Raw genomic sequence first — 22,726 nt, forward strand, 5'->3', positions numbered from 1 at the left:
ATCTCTTTTAAATAAGTCCATGAATTGGCAATGTAAGTGTATTTTGTTTGAGACGCTCTGTTTTTCGTGAGGGAACTTACTCCATTAAAGAACATGATAAACAAAAGCATGAGATAATGCATAATCTTTTCATAGGATATTACCGTAGATACTTTAGAAAGATGCAAGGCCGAATCAAAAGAAAATATTTTTTTACTTGTTAAGCTTTTTATTCTTCTCAAATCGATTGTACAGTTGTTTTAGAGATTACACAAACAGACTGACACAATAATCTACCTTCATCTAGCAAAAGCTATTACAGCAAGAAAAGTACACGCTTTATTAAGCAAGCAATATCATAAAACGACGAAAATACTAGCAATGGAGTGGAAAGGCCCGTACTGAATTTATAATAATAGCACCCAACCACGCTTTTTGAAAAGGACAACGCGCCTTAAGATGAAACCCCTACACTAAATCCGTAAGTTCTTATCTTTTTTACTAGAAAATTATATTGATAAAAAATCAACGCATTTTTTCTTAAAACAGTTGTAGCCAATTGACCTTTGTTTTTTTGTTTAGCTTATTTATAGAAGCAACTTGATCGAATGGCATCGGCTTATCAACCATGATAGGACCAATTTCCGGCAATTTAACTGCAACAGTTTTATTACGTTGTTCCTGTTCAACAGCAGCTGCTTTAGCTAATTCTTTTTTGTTCCCTATATTGCGCTGCTCTTTTAACAAAACAGTTTCTCTTTTTTTCGAAACATTCTCCGACGCTAATGAATATGACACGGCGTTTCCTGGAGTATAAGAGGCCATTAAATATGCACCATCATAATAGCCAATGGGTGCTTCAGCGATATATTCCACCTTAACATCTGCTACTCCCTTATCGACATAACCAAGTATTGTCGCAGCTTGCCTTGATAAATCAATGATTCTGTCTTTCATAAAAGGTCCGCGATCATTCACTCTAACAACGATTGAAGATCCATTTCTCAAATTAGTAACACGAGCATAGCTAGGTAAAGGCATTGTAGGATGAGCGGCAGTCAAAAGATTCATGTCATAAATTTCACCATTAGCTGTTAATCGTCCATGAAAGTCTGAACCATACCATGATGCCTCACCAACACGTTTATAAGTTGGATCATTTTGAGGATAATACCACTTTCCTTTTATTTGATAAGGTTTACCAACAATCGCTCGTCCACGCTTTTTTTCTTCCGATTGATTTTTCTTATTGGAGACTTGTTGAGGTAGTACAGAAGTGTTTACGTTAATTGGTTTATTATGATAGGAATCTTTTATTGAAAAATTCATAGTTTGGCTTGCGCAACAAGATACCAGTGACTGAGAAATGACAATCATAGAAAACAATTGAAGTGTTGGTTTAATCATAAAAGTAATTTTCTTTTTTCTATTTGAAGGCATCTATTCAGTCCACTTATTTCTGTTAAGTAATACTGTAAAAACCACATCACGCTTTTTGTACGCAACGGAAGAATTTACGTTTTTTAATGATTCCCCTCGCGTATATACCACTCTTAAATTGGCTTCTTTTACCAAGAAATTAACGTATTGTTAACTTTTTTATGGTTTTCATACGAAATAAATGTACTATAGTAGATGTTAAAAAGATTAAAAGTTAAATAAATCAACATCTTATAGAAAATTCATTTCATAATATTAAAGTGTGAATAAGTGGTGATTTTAGCAACTGTTTTGCGAATCATGTAATGTATTGAGTATTAAAAAACCACCTATGGATTGAGAAAATTAGAAACTACATGTGCTGCCAACGCAGGTACAACCCTATCCGTAAGCTTAAAGCTCTTTTTTGTTGGGAAGGAGACAGCATAGCATCGCTCTATTCCAAAACAGCTGATAGAAAATGACAGACTATAGAATCAAAAAATTTCAAAAAGAATCAAAACAAAAAAGATTCTTAAATTTTTTATAGCCTATTGATATTACTTAAATTTGGTGAGCGCGCAGGGATTCGAACCCTGGACCTACTGATTAAAAGTCAGTTGCTCTACCAGCTGAGCTACGCGCTCCCACACAAGCTATCTAGTTTGCATACTATGTAGTTTGCAGAAAGTGAAGGGAACATACGGTTGACTTTCCATTTGGTCAACACCTTTTGGAAAAAATATTATTATTTTCTGCAGTTATCAATAATTTTCCGTTTTCGCTCCTTTACTTCATCATTGTATAAGTACTTTTTAATCTTCTTTTTGAAGTTTCAATAAAGGAAAAATTTCACTGCAAAATATTGCATAGATTCGAAGCGTTAAAATTATGAGAAATCCCCCCTTCCCCTCACATGGGTTGTTGAGCATAATGGGTAGAGAAGAAAAATACCTTTTATTATAATATTATTTTTATATTTTAGTGTTCAATTTTCAAATATGAATACAGATTTATAAGATAATATATTGATTTATAATAATTTATCATTTTTTACTTGAGTGAAAATTCTCAAATACTGTAAGTTTTTCTCATTTCAAATCTTTTTTATATTGAAACAATAAAAAGCATTTGCTCGACCAATAAAAGTGAGGGAATAAAACTATATAAAAAAAGAAATGAAAATGATACTTATGCCTTCTTTCAATAACTAAAAATTATCGAAACATTAAGGGGATAGCAAAATAGTATGATAGTGTTAGCACGTTTGATATAAAAATGCGGCAATCCAATAGATTTTATATTATTCATCACAAAGTCTTGATGAAAGCAAGCACATTGAGAGATACTTTTTTAAACAAATGTACCAATGAGCGACAATAGCATTCTAGAGGGATGACTTTTATTCATGCACAATGGCTATATAATGAAAGCCAATTTATTCTATAAAATAAAGCAGACATAATAATGCAAAATGATTCTCGATACACCTTGAGTGATCAGTTCTATTATTGACAATAATATTTTCTAATTCACTTTTTATATCAGAAATTACAAGATACGTATATATATTTTAAAAGAAAAAGATACCACTGATCATAAACTTTAGTGTCGAATAATTCAGTTTATTTCAGAGCTATAAAATATTTTTATATATGATGTAATATTAATGTATTTATATAATATATAAATAATATTTTAATAATGTTATTAAATAAATAATTTTATATTTATAATACATTAAATATAAATAAACATATTAACTTCACTTATAAGATCAAAAATAAAGCAAATAATTTTGATTTAGCGAAAAAAATGTAGAATTATTATGTATACACGTATTTTTACTTTATTCCTTTTTATTATTTTGATTGGGACATTGAATGCTGACATGTAAACAATATGAGTTACTCTTGTTTATTCACAATCATATAAAAGAAACAGGAGTTTCTCCTTCTTTTGAAGAAATGAAAAATGCATTAGAACTTTCTTCAAAGTCTGGTATTCATAAGCTTATTATAGCTTTAGAACAAAGAGGTTTTATACGTCGTTTGCCCAATCGTGCGCGTGCAATGGAGGTGATTCGACTCCCTGAGAAAATAACATTCAACCTTTCTTTAGCACGTAAGATTTCTCCCAGTATGATAGAAAAAAATAAAAGAAAAATATCCAAAAACTTGAGTAATTTTGAAGTAGAAGAAAAAAAAAATACCACCATTCCCATTATGGGACGCATTTCTGCGAGCGTTCCTGCTTCTGCTATACTGCAACAAACAAGCACACTTTCTCTTCCACACGATATGGTTAATACAGGTGAGCACTATGCACTAGAAGTTAAAGATAATTCTATGGTGGAGGCTGGTATCCTTGATAAAGATACGATCATTGTGAAACGCCAAAATACAGCAATATCAGGTGAAATTATTGTCGCGTTTATTGATAAAAAAGAGGCAACATTAAAACGTTATCGACGCAAAGGAGCCTCTATTGCATTAGAAGCTGCGAATCCTCACTATGAAGTACGTACATACAAATCCGAGCGTGTAGAGATACAAGGCAAGCTTACTGGACTTATTCGTAAATATTAAATAACAATAATATTAAATAACAATCGCATTTTATATTACGCTATACATACGCCAATAAAATACAGTAAAAAAAACCGTTGGACATTTTTAATATTGTGCCACAAGAAATTGATTTTCTTCTCACTCCTCAAAAGACATCCTCCCCCAATCTGATCTGAGAATAATTCAGATTCTTGTTGAATGAATTCTTTTTTCCCTTCCCTTTTACGCGCTTCACTTACGCAAGGCTTGATAAGTAAGCTTAGAAATATTCATTACACGCTCTAAAGTACTGAATGTTTTAGGAGTTTGCTTTATATCATCGCTCTCAACGATGGTATTTTACAGTATAATAAGATAAAATCATATGCATGTATAAAATCACGTAAAATATTGTAGAAAAAAATCAAATAAATTTGTAACAGATTGTATTGCATATGTATAAAAATAAAGAACATTTTTTCTTTTTAAGCCAATAAAAGAGTCATTCAATTGTTCATAGTCATTATAGGATTATTATGGTCGCACCTCGTATTAGTTTTGTCTCTCTCGGATGCCCAAAAGCACTCGTAGATTCTGAGCGAATTATTACACGTCTTCGCTCTGAAGGGTATGAGATTTCACGTCAACATCAAGGAGCTGATGTCGTTATTGTGAATACCTGTGGTTTTCTTGACTCGGCAAGGAGAGAATCATTAGCCAATATTGATGAAGCTCTTAAAAAAAATGGAAAAGTTATTGTAACAGGGTGTCTTGGTGCTGATCCTGATGCTATTCGCCAAACATATCCTAATGTATTGGCTATTACAAAACCGCAAGCTTATGAAAGCGTTATAGAAGCTGTTCATACAGCAATTCCCCCTGTTCATGATCCTTTTCTTGATTTAGTTCCTCCCCAAGGTATTCGTTTAACTCCTCGCCATTATGCCTACTTAAAGATTTCTGAAGGATGCTCTAATCGGTGTAGTTTTTGTATCATACCTACTTTGCGTGGTGATCTCACTTCACGTCCCATCAGCGATGTTCTTCGTGAAGCTGAAAAACTCGTGCAAGCGGGTGTAAAAGAACTTTTGGTTATTTCACAAGATACGAGTGCTTATGGTGTTGATCTTAAATATCTCGAAAATTCTTGGAAAGATCGTACAATCAAAACCAAATTCTTTGATCTTTGTCGCGAATTAGGCGATATGGGTATTTGGGTACGTATGCATTACGTTTATCCTTATCCCCATGTTGATGAAGTTATCGAACTTATGGCTGCAAAAAAAATTCTTCCTTATCTGGATATACCTTTTCAGCATGCATCACCGACTGTTTTGCGTCACATGAAGCGTCCCGCACTTATGGAAAAAACAAACCGTAGAATTGAAAAATGGCGAAAAATATGTCCAGATCTTACTTTGCGATCAACATTTATAGTTGGTTTTCCTGGTGAAACGAATGAAGATTTTAATATACTTCTAGAATGGCTAGAAGAAGCAAAAATTGAACGCGCTGGGTGCTTTAAATATGAAGAAGTAAAAGGAGCTGCCGCAAATGATTTGGGATTAAAAAATATTCCTGAGGAGGTGAAAGAAAACCGCTGGCATCGTTTTATGGCAAAACAACAACAAATTTCTACACATCTTTTAAAGAAAAAAATTGGAAAAAGACTCCGAGTACTTATCGATGAAAGTCAAGGAAAAGTTGCCAAAGGACGTAGTCAGTACGATGCTCCAGAAATAGATGGTGTTGTCCATATATCATCACGACGTCCACTGCGTGTGGGTGAATTTGTCACTGTTAAAATCGAACAATCGGATGCCTATGACCTTTATGGCATAGCCGTTTAACAATTGAACGCTTTCTAGTCTCTAAATGACGAAGATTCCTATCAAAGTCGATTTATAAAAAAGTGACTTCTCACAATGAGCCGTGTTCGAAGTGTGTAATGCACTTCATGAGAAATTACAGGAAATCCCTGCCCTGAATACTCGCTATACATTCTAAAAAGTAATATCAGATTTATATATTTTCTTAGTGCTCCACCCTAAATGATAGGGTTTTATAGCACAACAGGATAAAATAAAATCCCTAAAGATTGCCCCATATTTAATTAATAAAAGAATAAACTGATAATCATGCTATTTTCCCGTTTTCAAATTTCAACAGTCATTGGTTTATGAAAGAAGTTTTTTTTCAATTGTGTTTTATACACACAAAAATACCACTTGTGATATGCAAGGAAATGTTTATGGATGTAATATAAGAGAATTTGAAATAAAATAATCTTATAGTTAAATTGCAAAACAATAAATTATCGTATTGTCTATGCAGCTGAGGAAGATATGGAAAAATTTTCTCAAGCAGTGCAATTTCCGATTATTATTTATAAAGCAATATATTGATTTATAATGATAATTCACAGTTTTGTATGTTGAATGATAGTCCAGAATATCGTAAGATTATTTCATTTTAGACCTGTTTATATTGAATCAATAAAAATCATTCGTTTGCACGTTACAAGCGGGATGAATGTGTGGACAAAAAATGTTAAAGAAAGGAGCTTTTATGAATCGTCTTAAGTGCTAAGGGCTGTCGCAACATCTACGAGCTGGTAAAATGAGTGATGGTGCCCAGCTTACTCCTTCATAAACGTAAAGATGGGAGTGCTTAATGGATTTTACAATAATATCCTTCATGGACGCCGTCGTGAAATGGTCTTGGGTGCTCTTTGAGAGATGTCTATTTAAGGAAGCGCTTTATTTCAAAATCTTTAAACTTATTTTTAGAGCATCTAATTTTTATTAACACGCTTTAAAGTTAAAGAATTTCTTATCAAGCAAATGACTTGGACGTACATTTGTTAAAGCGCGAATCATCGTATCTTTACGTCCTGGCATTTGTCTTTCTATATTTTTCAGCATTTCTTTCATTGCATTACGTTGTAAACCATCTTGACTGCCGCAAAGATTACAAGGAATAATTGGGAATTGCATTGCTTGAGAAAATTTTTCCATATCTTCTTCAGCAGCATAGACAAGAGGACGTAATACAAAAAGATCACCTTCATCATTTTTAAGTTTTCCAGGCATAGCGGCTAATCGACCACCATGAAACAAATTCATGAAAAACGTTTCCAAAACATCATCACGATGATGACCTAAAACTAATGCAGAACAGCCCTCCTCACGTGCAATGCGATAGAGATTTCCTCGTCGTAAACGAGAACAAAGGGAACAATATGTCTGCGTCTTTGCCAATTTATCTGTAACAATGGAATAAGTATCCTGATATTCAATACGATAGGGAATTTTATAAGAACTTAAAAAGTCTGGAAGAATATGTTTCGGGAATCCTGGTTGTCCTTGATCAAGATTACAAGCAAGAATTTCAATGGGTAAAAGACCACGCCATTTTAAGTCTAAAAGAAGCGCTAATAAACCATAAGAGTCTTTTCCACCCGATAAAGCGACAAGCCATTTTTTTCCCGTAGAGAGCATAGAAAAATCATCCAAAGCCTGCCGCATATGACGCAAAAGCCGTTTGCGCAATTTATTAAATTCTACGCTGGAAGGAGCAACCCGAAATATTGGATGACATTCATCTGCTTCTCTTTCCAAAAGATCATCTCTCTCTTCGTTTTCCTCTATTGTTTGATATTCAACTGAAACATCATTCATAATACCATATCCTGCACAAGTAATAGCTCGTTTTGCAAAGACAGAAACAAATATAAAGTAAACTTACATTTATGTTTTTTGAATTTATAAAATTAGATACATAAAAAAGAAATGGAACTATATAAGTTTATCGCTCTAAAACATAGCAATAAACTTAATATAGAACCATTCACAAAAAACACTTGTTAACTTCAAAGATTATAAAAAACACACTATTTTGAAGTTATAATCACAGAAAGAGGAAAACATGTTTCCTCATAAAAAATTATCGAGAATAAAATTCAACAACCAAATTAGGTTCCATTTGCACAGCATAAGGAACATCTGCAAAAGCAGGAATACGTGTAAAGGTTGCTTTCATCTGTTTATGATCAGCTTCAATATAATCAGGGACATCACGTTCTGCCAATTGTACTGCTTCTAAAACTAAAACAAGTTGTTTTGATTTTTCCCGAACCTCAATAACATCACCAGGCTTACAACGATAAGATTGAATATTTGTACGCCGCCCATTTACGTTAACATGACCGTGGTTGATAAATTGACGAGAAGCAAAAATTGTAGGTACAAATTTTGCGCGATAGACGACAGCATCCAAACGTGACTCTAACAGACCGATAAGATTTTCACCAGTATCACCCCGTCGACGAGCGGCTTCTTCATAAGTTTTATGAAATTGCTTTTCTGAAATATCTCCATAAAACCCTTTCAGCTTTTGTTTAGCGCGCAACTGCACCCCATAGTCAGAAAGTTTTCCTTTACGACGCTGTCCATGCTGACCTGGACCATAATCACGACGATTGACGGGAGATTTTGGACGACCCCAAATATTTTCTCCCATACGACGGTCAATTTTATACTTTGTTGTTTCGCGTTTACTCATCGCATTTCCTTTAAAATAAAACACGAGATCTTAAGACCCCAAGGAAACGCGCCCTCCTCTGCCTTTAAATACTAAAGACTGACAGAATACCTTAACATATCAATATGCAAAGTTATCCACGGGACACGTCAATTAATGCCATTTTCTTGAAAGAAAAAGCTGGAACAGTTTTATTGATCTCGTATCCCAAAGTCAACTCTTTTCATGAGTTTTAAGCCAAATCCTTTTAATAAACGCTCCGTTGAAGAAGTGACCTTTTTTGATGTTAGCAACACAAAATCTTGATACTTCTTTACAGGTTGCTGCTGTATTTTTTCCGACAATGGCAATAATGATCTGGTATGTTTAGCGATAGCCTTTGCTGGATCAATCCATTTAACGGACCATAAAGCTTGTTCACGAAAGAAGCTAATCAAAAAAGGATAATGTGTGCAGGCTAAAACAATAATATCAGTATATTTGCCATTTTTTTCCACAAAACATGGAAGGATTTCTTTCTTTATCTCTTTCGAATCGATAGATTTTCCCCGTAAATAATTTTCAGCAAATCCAGCAAGCTTTTCACTTCCCACAAGCTGAACATGACACTGTCCAGCAAAAGAGTTGATTAATTCATTTGTATAAGCACGTTTAACTGTTCCAGGGGTTGCTAATACGGAAATAAAACCAGATTTCGTCTGTTCAGCAGCTAATTTAATTGCAGGAACCGTTCCTACAAAAGGAACATGAGGAAAATTTTGTCGTAAATCTGCCATCATCAGTGTAGAAACAGTATTGCAAGCAATGACACATAAGGCGGGATTATAACGTGTTAAAAGATTTGTAAAAATCTTTAAAATATGGTCTTTCAAAACATTTTCTTCCCAATTGCCATAAGGGAATCCCGCATCATCAGCCACATAAATAAATTGCCTTTCAGGGATAAGAACACGCACTTCCCTTAAGACAGTTAAACCACCAATACCACTATCAAAAAAAAGAACAGGCTGTTCATCCATCAGTTTTCACACTTGTTTGTAATTTTTTACGGTCGCGCTCTTTAGGTGCTCCACTTCCCCGTGGATATTGTGGTGAAAAATAATCCAGTGAAGATATAACGCCCCGCAATAAACGAACCTCAGGTTCACTAAAGTTAGCACGCGTAAAAACAGAGCGTAAATTTGCAAGCATCACTTCTTTGCGTTCTGGGGGTCTAAAATATCCACGAATATCCAAAGCCTCTTCTAACTGAGATAAAAAACCATGAAATATTGTTTTATTTGCAGGTTCCATCTCTGCGGCACGAAATGCCGTATCGCTGACATTCTCTAGACCTGTTTTCATCCATTCGTAAGACATTAAAAGAACCGCTTGCGCAATATTGAGAGATGCAAAAGCAGGATTAACTGGAAAAGTGATGATTTCATCAACAAGGCTGATTTCATCATTTTCTAGTCCCCATCTCTCTCTTCCAAAGACAATACCTGTCTTATGTCCGATACTTTCACGCTGACGTAATACGCTTGCTGCTTCGACAGCACTTTTTACAGTTTTAAATCCACATCTTTCACGCGCTGTTGTGGCAAAAACATAGTGTAAATCTGCAATTGAATCACGCAATGTATCAAAAATCACAGCGTTGTTAATGACATGATCAGCTTTACTTGCAGCAGCTCTAGCTTTTTCATTTGGAAACATTTCTCGAGGATTGACTAATCGAAGCTTAGAAAGCCCAAAATTTGCCATTGCCCTTGCGACCATACCAATATTTTCAGGAAGCTGCGGTTCAACTAAAATAATAACGGGACCATTTGTTAAATTTTCACGATTCTTATTCGTTCCTGCCATCAATACTCCCTAATTGCACTTACTTATGCTCCATTCGTTGTTTTTTTAAAAGCAATCTTCTTCGAAGTACACCAATGCTTGTTAATAATAAATTTTAAAAGCCATTCAAAGTAGACTATGGAGTTTATACAATTTATATAAGATATCGTAACTTATATAAGATATCGTAACATTTTTTACATTAATTTTATCTTGTTTAGTAGGTGACAACTCCTACCCGTCATAATCTCAGTTGAATTATGAAATCATAAATCCTAAAAAAGGAATATGTATTTTATTCCCAAACTTTTTCCTGCAAAGCTTATCCGTCGTTATAAACGTTTTCTTGCGGATGTTAAACAAGATGATCAACATGTTTTCACCGTGTCGGTCCCTAATACAGGATCAATGCTTGGATTAACAGCTTCCAACTCCAATATTTGGCTTTCATATCATAACAACAGCAAGCGAAAATATGCCTATCAATTAGAAATTGTTGAAGCCGATAATACTTTGGTTGGCATTAATACCACTTTACCCAATAAACTTGCACTAGAAGCAATTCAAAACGGATTACTACCAGAATTAAGTGGGTATAAAACAATCTTAAAAGAACAACGCTATGGGATACAATCACGAATTGACTTTCTTTTACGTGATGACATTCTTCCTGATTGTTACCTAGAAGTTAAAAATGTTCATTTTATTCGTCAAAAAGGATTAGCAGAATTTCCTGATACAGAAACAAAACGTGGTGCACGTCACCTTGAAGAACTTATAGGGGTTGTACAACAAGGAAAACGAGCAGCTATGCTTTATATTATTCAACGAGAAGATTGCTCAGCTTTTACAATTTGTCATGATCTTGATCCACTCTATGGACGTAAGTTTGATTTAGCATTAAAATCAGGAGTAGAATGTTATGCTGTAAAGTGTCATGTAAGTGTAGAAGGCATTTTTCCGATTCAGAGAGTGAAAATAGAAAACAGAAGAAACAATGACTGAGTATATTGAATATAATGAAATACCTTTAAAATTTAATGGGAAAATCCGCATTTTTGATGATTATGCTTTTGCTAAAATGCGTGAAGTTGGTCGTATTGCTGCAGAATGCCTTGATGCGCTTACGGATATTATTAAGCCAGGTGTTACTACGCAAGAAATAGATGATTTTGTATTCATTTTTGGTGCTAAGCGAGGAGCTCTTCCTGCTGATTTAAATTATCATGGATACAGCCATTCATGCTGTACATCCATCAATCACGTTGTTTGTCATGGTATTCCCAATAAAAGACCCTTGCAAGAAGGCGATATTGTGAATGTTGATGTAACCTTTATCCTTGATGGTTGGCATGGAGATTCAAGTCGAATGTATCCTGTTGGAAAAATCAGACGTGCTGCAGAACGCCTTTTACAAATAACCTATGAAAGTCTTATGAAAGGAATTGCTGTTGTTAAGCCTGGAGCAACCACAGGTGATATTGGTGCTGCTATTCAACAGTATGCAGAATCTGAACGGTGCTCAATTGTGAGAGATTTTTGCGGACATGGTATCGGTCAGCTTTTTCATGATGCACCCAATATCCTCCATTATGGAAACCCTGGAGAAGGAGTCGAATTAAAACAAGGTATGATGTTTACAATTGAGCCTATGATTAACCTTGGTAAGCCACAAGTTAAGATTTTATCTGATGGTTGGACTGCCGTTACCCGCGACCGCTCTTTGACAGCACAATATGAACATACAATTGGTGTCACAAATGAGGGGTGTGAAATATTTACACAATCTCCTAAAAATATTTTTTATATTCCCAATTCGTATACCTAATGCACTGTAGAGATGTTATGGCTAAAAAATTAAATCAAAAGGAAGATATTCAAAGTAATCACTTTGCATTAACATCAAGTTTTCCACTCATCCCAGTATCTGAAAGAAAAAGTAAAGAGCCTGAGAAAAACACACAGCTTCATAAACATTATCAAGGACATCGTGAACGTCTTCGGAAACGCTATTTAAAGTCAAAAGGAAATGCAATTGAAGATTATGAATATCTTGAATTATTGCTTTTTCGCACAATCCCCCGCGCAAATACAAAACCCATAGCTAAAAATTTGATAGCACGTTTTGGTTCATTAGCTGATGTATTGGGAGCTGATATTCACCGGCTTCAAGAAGTTCAAGGATGTGGTCCCGCAACTGCAATTGATTTAAAAATTATCTCAGATGTTGCTGGACGTCTTGCTCGTGCACAATTATTTAAACGCGATATTTTTTCATCATGGGATAAAGTGTTAGCTTATTGTAAAGCTGTTATGGCTCACGAAACCCGTGAACAATTTCGTATTTTATTTCTTGATAAGAAAAACGGCTTACTTGCTGATGAGGTGCAACAAACTGGAACTATTGATCATACTCCTGTTTATCCTCGTGAAGTTATTTCTCGAGCTTTAGAGTTATCCGCATCAGGATTGATTTTAGTCCACAATCACCCTTCTGGCGATTCCACACCATCTGACGCAGATATAACAATGACATACAGATTAAAAGACGCAGCAAATGCATTAGGCATTACTATCCACGATCACCTTATTATCGCACGAAATAACCACACGAGCTTTAAAGCATTAAAGCTTATATAAACCTTATAGGATGAAAAAAGGCTTCATTCAACAATGAATAACGAATCAATTTTCTAAATCAATATCTAATATAGCCATTGAAAAATTATAGGACAGCTCATCTTCATCTTCATCTCGATAAATAATACCTAAAAACTCATCCCCCATATAAACCTCACAAGAATCATCTTTCTTAGGCCGTGCTTTGACGTGCAATGCTGAGTTTTGGAATATATTTTTTAAATAATTATTAAGTTTTTTTATTTCATCAGCATTCACTATACTCTCCTATTTTTTGAGACAATTAAAATAATTGCGTGTCATGCAAATAAGACACACCTATGATTCTATAAAGTTAGTAAAAAAGCTTAATCTGAATATTCACTTAATATTACATATATTTACACTGCTTTTTATACATTCATAAAAAACTTCTACAAAAGGAATCCTCATTATTAAATATACCCGTATAAATTAAAAAACGGCAGAAAATTGTATATTTTTAATAATTTTACTTTATTTCTAATTTTAGCATCTGCATTTACAGATTCCTATTCGGGAGAAAAATTGATCAACCATTTATAGTTTTGTTCCTTCTATAAAAAATTCAAAGAACAAAACTTTTTTATTTAAAGCTACAGTTTTTAGCAAAAAACATTATTATATCATTAAAAAATAATTCTTTTTAACGACTTTTTAAAGTAGATATTGTCTAACCTTAGAAGAATTACATCTCTAAAAAATATACAAAATAAGTTAATAAGAGTTCATTTTTCTCTCCATTTTTATAAAAATTCATTTCACAATGGGAAATTTTTAAATAAGCTTTCAGTTTATATAGAAGAATATTAGGTATTTTTGTAAATACTAAAACCTATGAAGAATGCTTATTTTATAGGATAACGAGAAAGAAAATCGATAACTCCTTTTTTATAAACTTTATCGCCTACAGCAAGCATATGATCACGACCAGGAATTGATAAAGCTTCACCACAAGGCAACAAAGCTGCTAATGGTTCTGCAGCGCCACCAATTTCATCTAATGAACCAACGGCAACAAGTGCAGGTTGTTCGATTTTGTAAATTTCAGATGCCGTTAACTCCTGTTTTGATGTGATAATACAAGCAGCCAGAGCACGTCTATCGCTTTTCGTTTGATCAGCAAATTTACGGAACATTAAACCGCGCGTATTGGTAATGGTAGAAATATCTTCCGCTAAAAGAGCTTCAGCCACAGGCTCCCAATTTCCTGCTCCCGTTACCATACCAATACCTAAACCACCAAAAATAACGCTGTTCACATATGTTGGATGCAAAAGAGCCATAAAAGCACTAATACGAGCTCCCATAGAATATCCCATAACATGGGCTTTAGATAACTCTAAATGCTGTAGTAACTTTATCGCATCACCAGCCATAGCTTGAGGTGTATAAAAAGCAGGATCATAACTTTTAACTGAATCTCCGTGACCGCGATTATCAAGAGCAATAACACGATATCCTGCTTCCGTGAGAATACGAAACCAACCTGTCGCATACCAATTCACCCGTGCAGAAGATCCAAAACCATGGATCAACAAAACAGGAGCGCCTTGCCCTTCTTCTCGATAAGCAAATCGCAAACCATCATATTCAAAAAAACGAATATCTTCAGCGGTCATTTTTTATTGCACTTTCCACAAAGTACAGGATGAATAACACGTTGCCCTTTTTGTATCTGTTTTTCAGAAACTTCACCAGCATTAATTTCAAGTGCAAAAGCTGCAGGAACTCCTGAGGAAATAGTGTTTGTTGAAAATGGAGAAGTATTTTCAATAATCGATACAATAATTCCCTCAGAGTTTAAAAAAATCATATCTAAAGGTAAAGGTGTATTTGCCATCCACATAAAAAACTTCTGCTCATCTCCCGATAGATAACCTTTTTGCTGCTTAAAGAGCATTGCACGATCGCGTGGAAAATCAGTCCGATACATTAAACCAGCTGCTGCTTGAGATGGTGTAAAAGCAAGCTCTACCTTATAATAAATCGCACCTTGCTTTGTATGTATTTCTAAAGGAATTGGATGAACGGGAATCTCTATGGGCTTCTTTGCTAAAACAACATGCACGTTTAACATAAAAAGTATCGCCAATAAAATGATATGCTCTTTTTTAAAAGGCTTTAACATTCTTGTCTCCACCACAGAAAAATTTCAAACTTTGTTTCTAAAATAAAAAGTGCTAAAAAATCAAAAAAAAGAGAGCTGTTTCATTGTTTTTCTCTATTTTTTCTCAACACAATAGGAGCAATTTTTCCATTTGGTTTATCGATTCACGAGAGTCATATTTTCTTGAAATATATTTACCTCTCTAGCTTTTTATGCAATAATTACCTTTAAAAAACACAGAAAACATACTGATTTTACTAGTGAAATTCAATGCACAATAATTTAATGCGTAGAAAAAGGAATACCTATATCTGGATAAATTTCTGCTGTCATTAAACCTTTTTCCCCTTTTCCAAAACGCACAAGAACAACTTGGCCCGAACGAAGCTCTGCTAAACCAAAACGGCGCAACGTCTCCATATGAATAAAAATATCTTCTGTTCCTTGTCCACGGCTAAGAAAACCGAAACCTTTATCACGATTAAACCATTTAACAATTGCACGTTCTAGGCCACTTTCTGGAGTCACAACAACATGGGTACGGGCTGGAACTTCTGATGGGTGAACAGCTGAAGAACAATCTATGGATTTCACCTGAACGCACTTTAATCCTCGTTCAGTTTTTTCCACAGCACAAATAACTTTAGCTCCTTCCATCGCTGTTTGAAAACCATCCCGTCGCATTACTGTAACATGCAATAATATATCGGGAAAATGAGGTAAATCAGGTACAATAAATCCATACCCCTTACTACCATCAAACCACTTAATGACACCACTTATTTCAATAATCTCTCCACAAGCACCTATACTCTCCTCAGATAGGGAACAATCCTTTAATGCATCCTTACTCGTCATAATAACGTGATCCTGTAGCTTTTATAAATTGTACGATATTGATTCTCTAAGTTTAAGTAAACATTGCTCTTGTACCAACACGCAAGTCCCAAGATAAGATTTCCCCATATTGTCGTATCTTCTATGTTAACATCAGAGAATATCAACATGAATATTTATAAAACTATTTGATTGTACGCTTTATATATCTTACAAGGAATGCCCTACAAAAGAGATCATATAAAAGGTTTTTTTACATAATGATATTTTCATTAATGTGTAACTTGCATGATGAAGAAGTTCAATATAAGGTGCAAAAACGACAATTCAATTAAGGAAAATGCGCATGCAATTGAAAAAAATCCTTACGACAATCACAGCATTCATGGCATTTACAGCAAATGTGTATGCAAGTGAACCTATCAAAATTGGTGTTTATCTTCCATTAAGTGGTCAAAATGCATTTGGAGGTCAGCTTGAAATTAGAGGTATAGAATTAGCCCATAAAAAAGTTCCAGAAATTTTAGGCCGTAAAGTGGAACTTGTTATTATTGATAATAAGTCTGATAAAGTAGAAGCAGCTAATGCTGTTATGCGTTTAACAGCAAGTGAAAAAGTGAGTGGAATCATTGGCAGCTATGGCTCTTCGCTTTCGTTGGCAGGTGGTGAAATATCTGAAAAAGCAAAGACTCCAACCATTGCAACGTCCTCAACGAGTCCCCTTGTTACACAGGGTAAAAAATATTACTTTCGCGCTTGCTTTATTGATTCCTATCAAGGAGTAGGAATCGCAACTTATGTAAGCCAAACTTTACACGCAAAAAAAGCTGCTATCCTCAAAGATATTTCAAACGATTATGCTATTGGTCTTGCAAGTTATTTTACACGTGCTTTCAAAAAATTAGGTGGTGAAGTTATCTCAAATTTAAACTATAATTCCGGAGATCAGGATTTTTCAGCTGTTCTTACGCAAATTATTGCACAAAAACCTGATATTTTATTCATTCCATCTTATTTTTCTGAAGGTGCTATCATCATGAAACAAGCACGAGAATTAGGAGCGAAGTTTCAAATTATGGGTGGAGATGCTATGGATAATCCAGAAACCATTACGATTGCAGGAAAAGCGGCAGAAGGTTTCTTACATACAACACTTCCCTATAGTGAGGATATGCCAAATATGTCAGTAGCTGCGCAAGAATTCACAAAAGAATGGAGAGAAGCTTACCCTGACAAAGAGCCAAATATCAATTCTGTTTTAGGGTACACGAGTTATATGATGTTTATGAAGGCTATTGAAAATGCAGGTAGCGCTGATCGTGAAAAAATTACTATCGCACTTAGCAAATTAAAAGATTTTCCAACCCCCTTTGGTGATATGTCCATGGATGAAAATCATAATCCTAAAATTCCTATTGGTATCATTAAAATACAGGATGGAAAACGTGTTTATTTAGAAGAAGTTAAACCTGCTTTTTAATTAAGAAGTTTTACTAATGAAAATACAAGAATTGGTTGAGGATCTTTTCTCAACCAAAAACTTAAAGGTTTCTTGTTGTCTTATGTAAATTAACAAATGTGGAAGGATGAGAGATGAGCACTGAAATGTTCATCCAGTATTTTTTTAATGCACTGGCATTGGGATCTCTTTATGGACTTATCGCTATTGGTTATACTATGGTCTACGGTATACTGAGACTCATTAATTTTGCTCACGGTGATATTTTTATGCTGGGAGCATATTTTGTTTTCTTTTCCACAATTGGCTTTATGCCTGCTTGGGCAGCCCTTCTTCTTTTGTTCCTCGCTGCTCTTGTTTATTATTCGGTCTTTGTAGGGTTTAAAAGGCGTCCTCCAATTTATTGGATTGCTGTTTTTTTAATTCTTGCTTTAGGGTTTGTTTATTACTTTAAAATTTCTCCACAGGATTTCACTCCGATTTGGGTTTTAGCGCTTTGTTTTTCCATTTTTATTACAAGTGCAGTGGGTGTTACTGTTGATCAACTTGCCTATAAACCTCTACGCCATGCTCCACGTATCTCGGCATTGATCGGTGCGATCGGTGTTTCTTTTTTTATTGAAAATCTTGCTACTGTACTCTTTAGTGGTATTCCGAAAGGTGTAAAACAACCAGATTTTCTTGTAACACCATTTTTATGGCATCTAGGATCAGACGCAGATGGTATCATTAGAATTGCTCCTATGTCTCTGATTGTTCCCGTTGTGTCATTAATTCTTATTGTATTACTGTTATGGATTATCCATAAAACGAAACCGGGTCTTGCTATGCGTGCAATCTCCCATGATATTGAAACGACGCGTTTGATGGGTGTATCTGTTAATAAAGTCATTGCATTTACATTTGGAATAGGCTCAGCACTTGCCGCTATATCAGGCATTATGTGGTCTTTGCGCTATCCTCAAATTCAGCCTTATATGGGTGTTCTTCCTGGTCTCAAAGCATTTATCGCTGCTGTTATCGGAGGGATTGGTTCGATACCAGGAGCAATGTTGGGAGGATTGTTATTAGGGTTTATTGAAATTATGATTATCGCATTTTTCCCCGCGCTATCTGGATATCGAGATGCCTTCGCTTTCATTTTATTGATTCTGATTTTATTGATATTGCCCACAGGATTAATGGGTAAAAAAAGTCAGGAGAAAATCTAATGGCAAAGTCAGTGACAACTATTTTATCGTGTATAAGTGTTTTAGTTCTCATAGGTTTTTTATTTTATGCTGATAGCCATTTTAATGACTATACGCTTCGTATCATAAATCTGATTGCTATTAATGCGATACTGGCAATTTCGCTTAATTTGATTTATGGTTTTACAGGTATGTTTTCTCTTGGACATGCTGGCTTTATGGCTATTGGTGCTTATGTCTGCGCAATTTTACTGCTTTCTCCTGAACAAAAAGAGATGATGTGGATTCTTGAGCCTATCGCTGAACCATTGTATCATCTGCAATTACCTTTTTTCATTGCTGTTGTTGTAAGTGGTTTGTGTGCCGCAGTTGTAGGTTTATTGATTGCTTTGCCAATATTGCGTCTTGGTGGTGATTATCTTGGAATTGCAACATTGGGTTTTGCAGAAATTATTCGCATTGTCATTACAAATGCAACATCGCTCACAAATGGCTCTTTAGGAATCAAAGGAATACCTCAAAATGCAACATTATGGTGGAACTATGGTTGGCTAGCATTCACAGTTCTCTTTATTGTTCTCTTACTGCGAAGCAATACTGGTAATGTATTACGTGCTATTCGTGATGATGAAATAGCTGCGAAAACTATGGGAATTAACGCTTTTTTCTACCGTAGTTTTTCTTTTACTGTTGGAGCGTTTTTTGCAGGTATAGGTGGAGCATTAATGGCTGCTCTTATTTCAACCATTGATCCCAAAATGTTTAATTTTCTTCTCACTTTTAATATTTTGATGATTGTTGTTGCTGGTGGTTTGGGTTCAATTACAGGGAGTATTATTGGTAGCATTGTTATTACAGTTATGCTTGAATGGCTTCGTATTATTGAAAGTCCATTTGACTTAGGTTTTATACATATTCCAGAAACACCAGGACTTCGTATGGTTGTTTTTTCTCTTTTATTGCTGGTAATTATCTTGTTTTGGAGAAAAGGCTTGATGGGACAACGTGAATTCTCATGGAATGGAATTTATAGCTTTCTGATACGCAAAAAACTTTCTAATACTGAGGGAAATCTATGAACGACACCATCCTTTCACTCAACGAGATCGTCATGCGTTTTGGCGGATTAGTTGCTGTAAATAATATTAATATGGCAATTAAACGAGGAAGTATTACTGGATTAATTGGTCCCAATGGTGCTGGAAAAACAACAGTTTTCAATATGATTTCGGGATTTTATGCCCCTACGAGCGGTATTATTCTTTTTGATGAGCAAAAAATTTCTGGAGCACCTCCTTATATTATCTGCAGACGCCATATCGCCCGAACATTTCAAAATATTCGTCTTTTTTCAGGGTTAACGGTTTTGCAAAATGTTATGGTGGGGGCGCATGTTCGACAAAAATATCCTTGGTTTTCTTCAGCTCTATTTTTTTCAAAAGCAATGAAAGAAAAAAAAGAAATTTATAAAAACTCCATGGAGCTTCTTGAACGGCTACAACTTGATCACCTTGCCAATCAATCGGCAACAGCTTTACCTTATGGTGTGCAGCGACGTCTAGAAATTGCACGTGCGTTAGCCACAAAGCCCAAATTGCTTCTTCTTGATGAACCTGTTGCTGGCATGAATCCACAAGAAAGCGAAGATCTTAAAGAATTTATAACAAAAGTGCAAAAAGACTTTGATCTTACAATTCTTCTTATCGAGCATGATATGAAAGTGGTTATGGGACTTTGCCAACATATTTTAGTCATGGAACATGGCTGTTGCATTGCCAATGGTACACCAGATGAAATTCGTAATAACCCTAAAGTTATTGAAGCTTATCTTGGCGGAGATGTGTATGGATATTCTTAAAATAAAAAATCTTCACGTTCATTATGGTGCCATTAAAGCTGTCCAAGATCTTTCTATGTCCATAAAAAAAGGAAGTATTGTCACTTTAATTGGCGCCAATGGTGCAGGAAAAAGCAGTATTGTACGTTCTATTACAGGACTTAATCGCTCTGTGTATGGAGAAATTACCTATAATGGCAAATCAATTATTAAAAAGTCACCAGAAGAGATTTTGCGTTTAGGGATTGCTCTCAGTCCTGAAGGGCGTCGTATTATGCCTCATCTCACTGTTTTAGAGAATCTCCATCTAGGTGCTTATATCCGTCATGATAAACAGGGAATTTCTCGTGATATTGAATGGATATTTGATCTTTTTCCGCGCCTACGTGAAAGATCAAAACAGTTGGGAGGAACAATGTCAGGTGGGGAACAACAAATGGTTGCTGTAGGCCGCGCACTCATGAGCAATCCTGATATGGTCATATTAGATGAACCGTCGTTGGGATTAGCGCCCCTTCTCGTTCGGGAAATTTTTTCAATTATCCGAAAAATTAATGATATGGGAAAAACTGTTCTTCTTATTGAGCAAAATGCATTTGCTGCACTTTCCATAGCTGACTATGCTTATATTTTAGAGGTAGGGCATATTTTATTTCACGGTGAAGGTAAAGCTATGCTTTCTGATCCACGTGTTAAAGAAGCCTATCTTGGTGGATAAAGGCTACAAATTAAGGAAATAAAGTTCTCCCCTCCTCCTTTTAAAAAAGCATCTCTCTATTTAATGAGAAATGCCTTTTTGCGCTTAACTATGATATCCACCATTTTTCTGCACAGTATACTCCTGCTGCTTGTTCAATAATGTGCGCTATCTGAAAAATAACTTCCTCAGAAAAAGGTTTACCAATCAATTGCAGTCCTAACGGTAAACCATTTGATGACAGACCAGCAGGAACAGAAATTCCTGGTAAACCAGCCATATTAACTGGTACCGTAAAAATATCATTAAGATACATTGCGACAGCATCATTTTTTATTTTTTCATCAGCAATACCAAAAGCAGGTGTTGGTGTTGCTGGTGTCAAAATAGCATCAATGCCTGAAGCAAAACATTGGTCAAAATCACGCTTTACGAGTGTTCTTACTTTTTGAGCTCTTAAATAACAGGCATCATAATACCCAGATGAAAGAACATAAGTTCCAACCAGAATGCGCCGTTTGACTTCATCTCCAAAACCAACAGAACGCGTATTTTCATACATCTCAATGATGTCTTTTCCAGGCATGCGCAAACCAAAACGCACACCATCATAACGCGCTAAATTAGAAGAGGCTTCTGCAGGAGCGATAATGTAATAAGAAGGTAGAGCATATTTTGTATGGGGCAAAGAAATATCTTTAATCTCAGCACCTGCTTCTTTTAACCAATTTATTCCTTTTTGCCAAAGCTCAATAATTTCTGGAGACATTCCATCTACATGATATTCTTTTGGAATACCGATTTTCATTCCTTTGATTGATTGACCAAGATAACTTTCATAATCAGGAACTGGTAAATTGACGGAAGTAGAATCTTTTTCATCAAAAGAGGCCATTGATCTTAGTAAAATAGCACAATCACGAACATCTCTAGCAACAGGTCCAGCTTGATCAAGAGATGAAGCAAACGCAACAACGCCCCATCGCGAACAACGTCCATAAGTTGGCTTTATTCCTACAGTTCCAGTAAAAGCTGCGGGTTGACGTATTGAGCCACCTGTATCGGTTGCAGTTGCACCAGCACAAATTTGTGCCGCAACAGCGGCTGCAGAACCACCTGAAGAACCACCGGGTACGAGTTTTTCATTTGAGCCTTTTTTTTTCCATGGATTAATAACGGGACCATAATATGATGTTTCGTTGGATGAGCCCATAGCAAACTCATCCATATTAAGTTTTCCTAACATCACAGCACCATCTTGCCATAAATTAGCCGTGACAGTTGATTCATAGTGCGGTTTAAAACCATCAAGGATATTTGAACAGGCTTGAGTATGAACACCATAGGTTGCAAAAAGATCTTTAATCCCCAAGGGAATTCCTTCCAAAAGCCCTTCCTGCCCTCTCGCTAAGCGACTGTCTGATTCAGCAGCCATTTTCATTGCCTGTTCTGCTGTTATTGTTACATAAGCATTCAAAATTGGATTAGCTGATTCTATTGCTTGTAAATAAGCTTCCGTTAATTCTGTTGCTTTGAGATTTTTCTTTATTAAAGCATCACGAGCTTGCGCAATTGTGAGAGTTGTTAAATCAGTCATATTGGTTCTCAAATTTCAAAAATAT

General features: G+C 35.3%; 20 protein-coding genes, 1 tRNA gene and 1 pseudogene. 11 read left to right on the top strand and 11 right to left on the bottom strand.

Going from position 1 to position 22,726, the window contains the following annotated elements; translation table 11 throughout:
• Nucleotides 1–519: 519 nt before the first annotated feature.
• Nucleotides 520–1,419 carry a septal ring lytic transglycosylase RlpA family protein gene (locus ACFIM8_RS05145; RefSeq protein ID WP_375606878.1) on the bottom strand — a complete coding sequence of 300 codons (900 nt, stop codon included), beginning with the start codon at nucleotides 1,417–1,419 and terminating at the stop codon, nucleotides 520–522.
• Nucleotides 1,420–1,705: 286 nt separating this feature from the next.
• Here ACFIM8_RS05145 and ACFIM8_RS05150 point away from each other — a divergent pair.
• Nucleotides 1,706–1,883, top strand: a pseudogene (locus tag ACFIM8_RS05150) (integrase); the annotation flags it as partial.
• An 86-nt stretch (nucleotides 1,884–1,969) separates the two neighbouring features.
• Here ACFIM8_RS05150 and ACFIM8_RS05155 read toward each other — a convergent pair.
• Nucleotides 1,970–2,045: transfer RNA gene (locus ACFIM8_RS05155), tRNA-Lys, on the bottom strand.
• 1,236 nt (nucleotides 2,046–3,281) lie between these two features.
• Here ACFIM8_RS05155 and lexA point away from each other — a divergent pair.
• Complete coding sequence (gene lexA, locus ACFIM8_RS05160; protein ID WP_375609539.1) at nucleotides 3,282–3,986, top strand: transcriptional repressor LexA; 705 nt, start codon at nucleotides 3,282–3,284, stop codon at nucleotides 3,984–3,986.
• Nucleotides 3,987–4,483: 497 nt separating this feature from the next.
• Nucleotides 4,484–5,797, top strand: a complete 1,314-nt coding sequence (rimO, locus tag ACFIM8_RS05165; RefSeq protein ID WP_375606880.1) for a 30S ribosomal protein S12 methylthiotransferase RimO — start codon at nucleotides 4,484–4,486, stop codon at nucleotides 5,795–5,797.
• 954 nt (nucleotides 5,798–6,751) lie between these two features.
• Here the strand turns inward: rimO and ttcA are convergent.
• The 4 genes from ttcA to ACFIM8_RS05185 form a co-directional block, all read right to left on the bottom strand.
• The gene (gene ttcA / locus ACFIM8_RS05170; RefSeq protein ID WP_375614596.1) at nucleotides 6,752–7,627 is read right to left on the bottom strand and encodes a tRNA 2-thiocytidine(32) synthetase TtcA; all 876 of its coding nucleotides are present in this window, start codon (nucleotides 7,625–7,627) and stop codon (nucleotides 6,752–6,754) included.
• A 265-nt stretch (nucleotides 7,628–7,892) separates the two neighbouring features.
• Nucleotides 7,893–8,510, bottom strand: a complete 618-nt coding sequence (gene rpsD / locus ACFIM8_RS05175; protein WP_375606882.1) for a 30S ribosomal protein S4 — start codon at nucleotides 8,508–8,510, stop codon at nucleotides 7,893–7,895.
• A 170-nt stretch (nucleotides 8,511–8,680) separates the two neighbouring features.
• A complete protein-coding gene (gene murI / locus ACFIM8_RS05180) occupies nucleotides 8,681–9,508 on the bottom strand; it encodes a glutamate racemase (RefSeq protein WP_375606883.1) in 828 nt (275 codons plus the stop codon).
• A complete protein-coding gene (locus tag ACFIM8_RS05185) occupies nucleotides 9,501–10,337 on the bottom strand; it encodes an RNA methyltransferase (RefSeq protein ID WP_375606884.1) in 837 nt (278 codons plus the stop codon). The genes murI and ACFIM8_RS05185 overlap by 8 nt, the downstream gene beginning before the upstream one ends.
• A gap of 267 nt (nucleotides 10,338–10,604) precedes the next feature.
• Here ACFIM8_RS05185 and sfsA point away from each other — a divergent pair, with 267 nt between their 5' ends.
• The 3 genes from sfsA to radC are packed head-to-tail and all read left to right on the top strand — an operon-like array spanning nucleotide 10,605 to nucleotide 12,956.
• Nucleotides 10,605–11,321: a DNA/RNA nuclease SfsA gene (gene sfsA, locus ACFIM8_RS05190; RefSeq protein WP_375606885.1), complete on the top strand. Its 717-nt coding sequence runs from the start codon at nucleotides 10,605–10,607 to the stop codon at nucleotides 11,319–11,321.
• On the top strand, nucleotides 11,314–12,144 hold the full coding sequence (gene map, locus ACFIM8_RS05195; RefSeq protein ID WP_375606886.1) for a type I methionyl aminopeptidase: 831 nt from the start codon (nucleotides 11,314–11,316) through the stop codon (nucleotides 12,142–12,144). Before sfsA ends, map begins: the two co-directional genes overlap by 8 nt.
• Before the next feature lie 17 nt (nucleotides 12,145–12,161).
• Nucleotides 12,162–12,956: a DNA repair protein RadC gene (gene radC / locus ACFIM8_RS05200; protein ID WP_375606887.1), complete on the top strand. Its 795-nt coding sequence runs from the start codon at nucleotides 12,162–12,164 to the stop codon at nucleotides 12,954–12,956.
• A gap of 45 nt (nucleotides 12,957–13,001) precedes the next feature.
• Here radC and ACFIM8_RS05205 read toward each other — a convergent pair whose 3' ends face one another.
• From ACFIM8_RS05205 to ACFIM8_RS05220, 4 genes are all read right to left on the bottom strand, one after another.
• Nucleotides 13,002–13,214: a DUF3126 family protein gene (locus ACFIM8_RS05205; protein ID WP_375606888.1), complete on the bottom strand. Its 213-nt coding sequence runs from the start codon at nucleotides 13,212–13,214 to the stop codon at nucleotides 13,002–13,004.
• Between the two features lie 608 nt (nucleotides 13,215–13,822).
• The gene (locus ACFIM8_RS05210) at nucleotides 13,823–14,596 is read right to left on the bottom strand and encodes an alpha/beta fold hydrolase (protein WP_375606889.1); all 774 of its coding nucleotides are present in this window, start codon (nucleotides 14,594–14,596) and stop codon (nucleotides 13,823–13,825) included.
• Nucleotides 14,593–15,105: a DUF192 domain-containing protein gene (locus ACFIM8_RS05215; protein ID WP_375614117.1), complete on the bottom strand. Its 513-nt coding sequence runs from the start codon at nucleotides 15,103–15,105 to the stop codon at nucleotides 14,593–14,595. The genes ACFIM8_RS05210 and ACFIM8_RS05215 overlap by 4 nt, the downstream gene beginning before the upstream one ends.
• A gap of 261 nt (nucleotides 15,106–15,366) precedes the next feature.
• Nucleotides 15,367–15,942 (bottom strand): cold-shock protein, encoded by a 576-nt coding sequence (locus ACFIM8_RS05220; protein WP_375606891.1) that lies wholly within the window; start codon nucleotides 15,940–15,942, stop codon nucleotides 15,367–15,369.
• Between the two features lie 325 nt (nucleotides 15,943–16,267).
• On the opposite strand from ACFIM8_RS05220, the gene ACFIM8_RS05225 reads away from it, so the two are divergent.
• The 5 genes from ACFIM8_RS05225 (at nucleotide 16,268) to ACFIM8_RS05245 (ending at nucleotide 21,125) form a co-directional block, all read left to right on the top strand.
• Nucleotides 16,268–17,401, top strand: coding sequence for an ABC transporter substrate-binding protein (locus ACFIM8_RS05225; protein ID WP_375606892.1), 1,134 nt, complete (start codon nucleotides 16,268–16,270; stop codon nucleotides 17,399–17,401).
• Between the two features lie 113 nt (nucleotides 17,402–17,514).
• A complete protein-coding gene (locus tag ACFIM8_RS05230; protein ID WP_375606893.1) occupies nucleotides 17,515–18,591 on the top strand; it encodes a branched-chain amino acid ABC transporter permease in 1,077 nt (358 codons plus the stop codon).
• A complete protein-coding gene (locus ACFIM8_RS05235) occupies nucleotides 18,591–19,649 on the top strand; it encodes a branched-chain amino acid ABC transporter permease (RefSeq protein ID WP_375606894.1) in 1,059 nt (352 codons plus the stop codon). The genes ACFIM8_RS05230 and ACFIM8_RS05235 overlap by 1 nt, the downstream gene beginning before the upstream one ends.
• Entirely contained in the window at nucleotides 19,646–20,428 is a 783-nt protein-coding gene (locus ACFIM8_RS05240) for an ABC transporter ATP-binding protein (RefSeq protein ID WP_375606895.1), read from the top strand. Before ACFIM8_RS05235 ends, ACFIM8_RS05240 begins: the two co-directional genes overlap by 4 nt.
• Nucleotides 20,415–21,125 carry an ABC transporter ATP-binding protein gene (locus tag ACFIM8_RS05245; protein ID WP_375606896.1) on the top strand — a complete coding sequence of 237 codons (711 nt, stop codon included), beginning with the start codon at nucleotides 20,415–20,417 and terminating at the stop codon, nucleotides 21,123–21,125. The genes ACFIM8_RS05240 and ACFIM8_RS05245 overlap by 14 nt, the downstream gene beginning before the upstream one ends.
• An 88-nt stretch (nucleotides 21,126–21,213) precedes the next feature.
• Here the strand turns inward: ACFIM8_RS05245 and gatA are convergent, their stop codons facing one another.
• Nucleotides 21,214–22,701 carry an Asp-tRNA(Asn)/Glu-tRNA(Gln) amidotransferase subunit GatA gene (gene gatA / locus ACFIM8_RS05250; RefSeq protein ID WP_375608349.1) on the bottom strand — a complete coding sequence of 496 codons (1,488 nt, stop codon included), beginning with the start codon at nucleotides 22,699–22,701 and terminating at the stop codon, nucleotides 21,214–21,216.
• Nucleotides 22,702–22,726 lie beyond the last annotated feature (25 nt).

The sequence above is a fragment of the Bartonella sp. AC535YNZD genome (genome assembly GCF_042196625.1).
Taxonomy (GTDB): domain Bacteria; phylum Pseudomonadota; class Alphaproteobacteria; order Rhizobiales; family Rhizobiaceae; genus Bartonella.

Bases quoted from the DNA above. Each gene is read 5' to 3' on its own strand.
- ACFIM8_RS05245 (WP_375606896.1), top strand. From the start codon at position 20,415: ATGGATATTCTTAAAATAAAAAATCTTCACGTTCATTATGGTGCCATT.
- ACFIM8_RS05225 (WP_375606892.1), top strand. From the start codon at position 16,268: ATGCAATTGAAAAAAATCCTTACGACAATCACAGCATTCATGGCATTT.
- map (WP_375606886.1), top strand. From the start codon at position 11,314: ATGACTGAGTATATTGAATATAATGAAATACCTTTAAAATTTAATGGG.
- rpsD (WP_375606882.1), bottom strand. From the start codon at position 8,510: ATGAGTAAACGCGAAACAACAAAGTATAAAATTGACCGTCGTATGGGA.
- radC (WP_375606887.1), top strand. From the start codon at position 12,162: ATGGCTAAAAAATTAAATCAAAAGGAAGATATTCAAAGTAATCACTTT.
- sfsA (WP_375606885.1), top strand. From the start codon at position 10,605: ATGTATTTTATTCCCAAACTTTTTCCTGCAAAGCTTATCCGTCGTTAT.
- ACFIM8_RS05210 (WP_375606889.1), bottom strand. From the start codon at position 14,596: ATGACCGCTGAAGATATTCGTTTTTTTGAATATGATGGTTTGCGATTT.
- ACFIM8_RS05215 (WP_375614117.1), bottom strand. From the start codon at position 15,105: ATGTTAAAGCCTTTTAAAAAAGAGCATATCATTTTATTGGCGATACTT.
- ACFIM8_RS05235 (WP_375606894.1), top strand. From the start codon at position 18,591: ATGGCAAAGTCAGTGACAACTATTTTATCGTGTATAAGTGTTTTAGTT.
- ACFIM8_RS05220 (WP_375606891.1), bottom strand. From the start codon at position 15,942: ATGACGAGTAAGGATGCATTAAAGGATTGTTCCCTATCTGAGGAGAGT.
- ACFIM8_RS05230 (WP_375606893.1), top strand. From the start codon at position 17,515: ATGAGCACTGAAATGTTCATCCAGTATTTTTTTAATGCACTGGCATTG.
- ttcA (WP_375614596.1), bottom strand. From the start codon at position 7,627: ATGAATGATGTTTCAGTTGAATATCAAACAATAGAGGAAAACGAAGAG.
- ACFIM8_RS05240 (WP_375606895.1), top strand. From the start codon at position 19,646: ATGAACGACACCATCCTTTCACTCAACGAGATCGTCATGCGTTTTGGC.
- lexA (WP_375609539.1), top strand. From the start codon at position 3,282: ATGCTGACATGTAAACAATATGAGTTACTCTTGTTTATTCACAATCAT.
- gatA (WP_375608349.1), bottom strand. From the start codon at position 22,701: ATGACTGATTTAACAACTCTCACAATTGCGCAAGCTCGTGATGCTTTA.
- ACFIM8_RS05145 (WP_375606878.1), bottom strand. From the start codon at position 1,419: ATGCCTTCAAATAGAAAAAAGAAAATTACTTTTATGATTAAACCAACA.
- ACFIM8_RS05185 (WP_375606884.1), bottom strand. From the start codon at position 10,337: ATGGCAGGAACGAATAAGAATCGTGAAAATTTAACAAATGGTCCCGTT.
- murI (WP_375606883.1), bottom strand. From the start codon at position 9,508: ATGGATGAACAGCCTGTTCTTTTTTTTGATAGTGGTATTGGTGGTTTA.
- rimO (WP_375606880.1), top strand. From the start codon at position 4,484: ATGGTCGCACCTCGTATTAGTTTTGTCTCTCTCGGATGCCCAAAAGCA.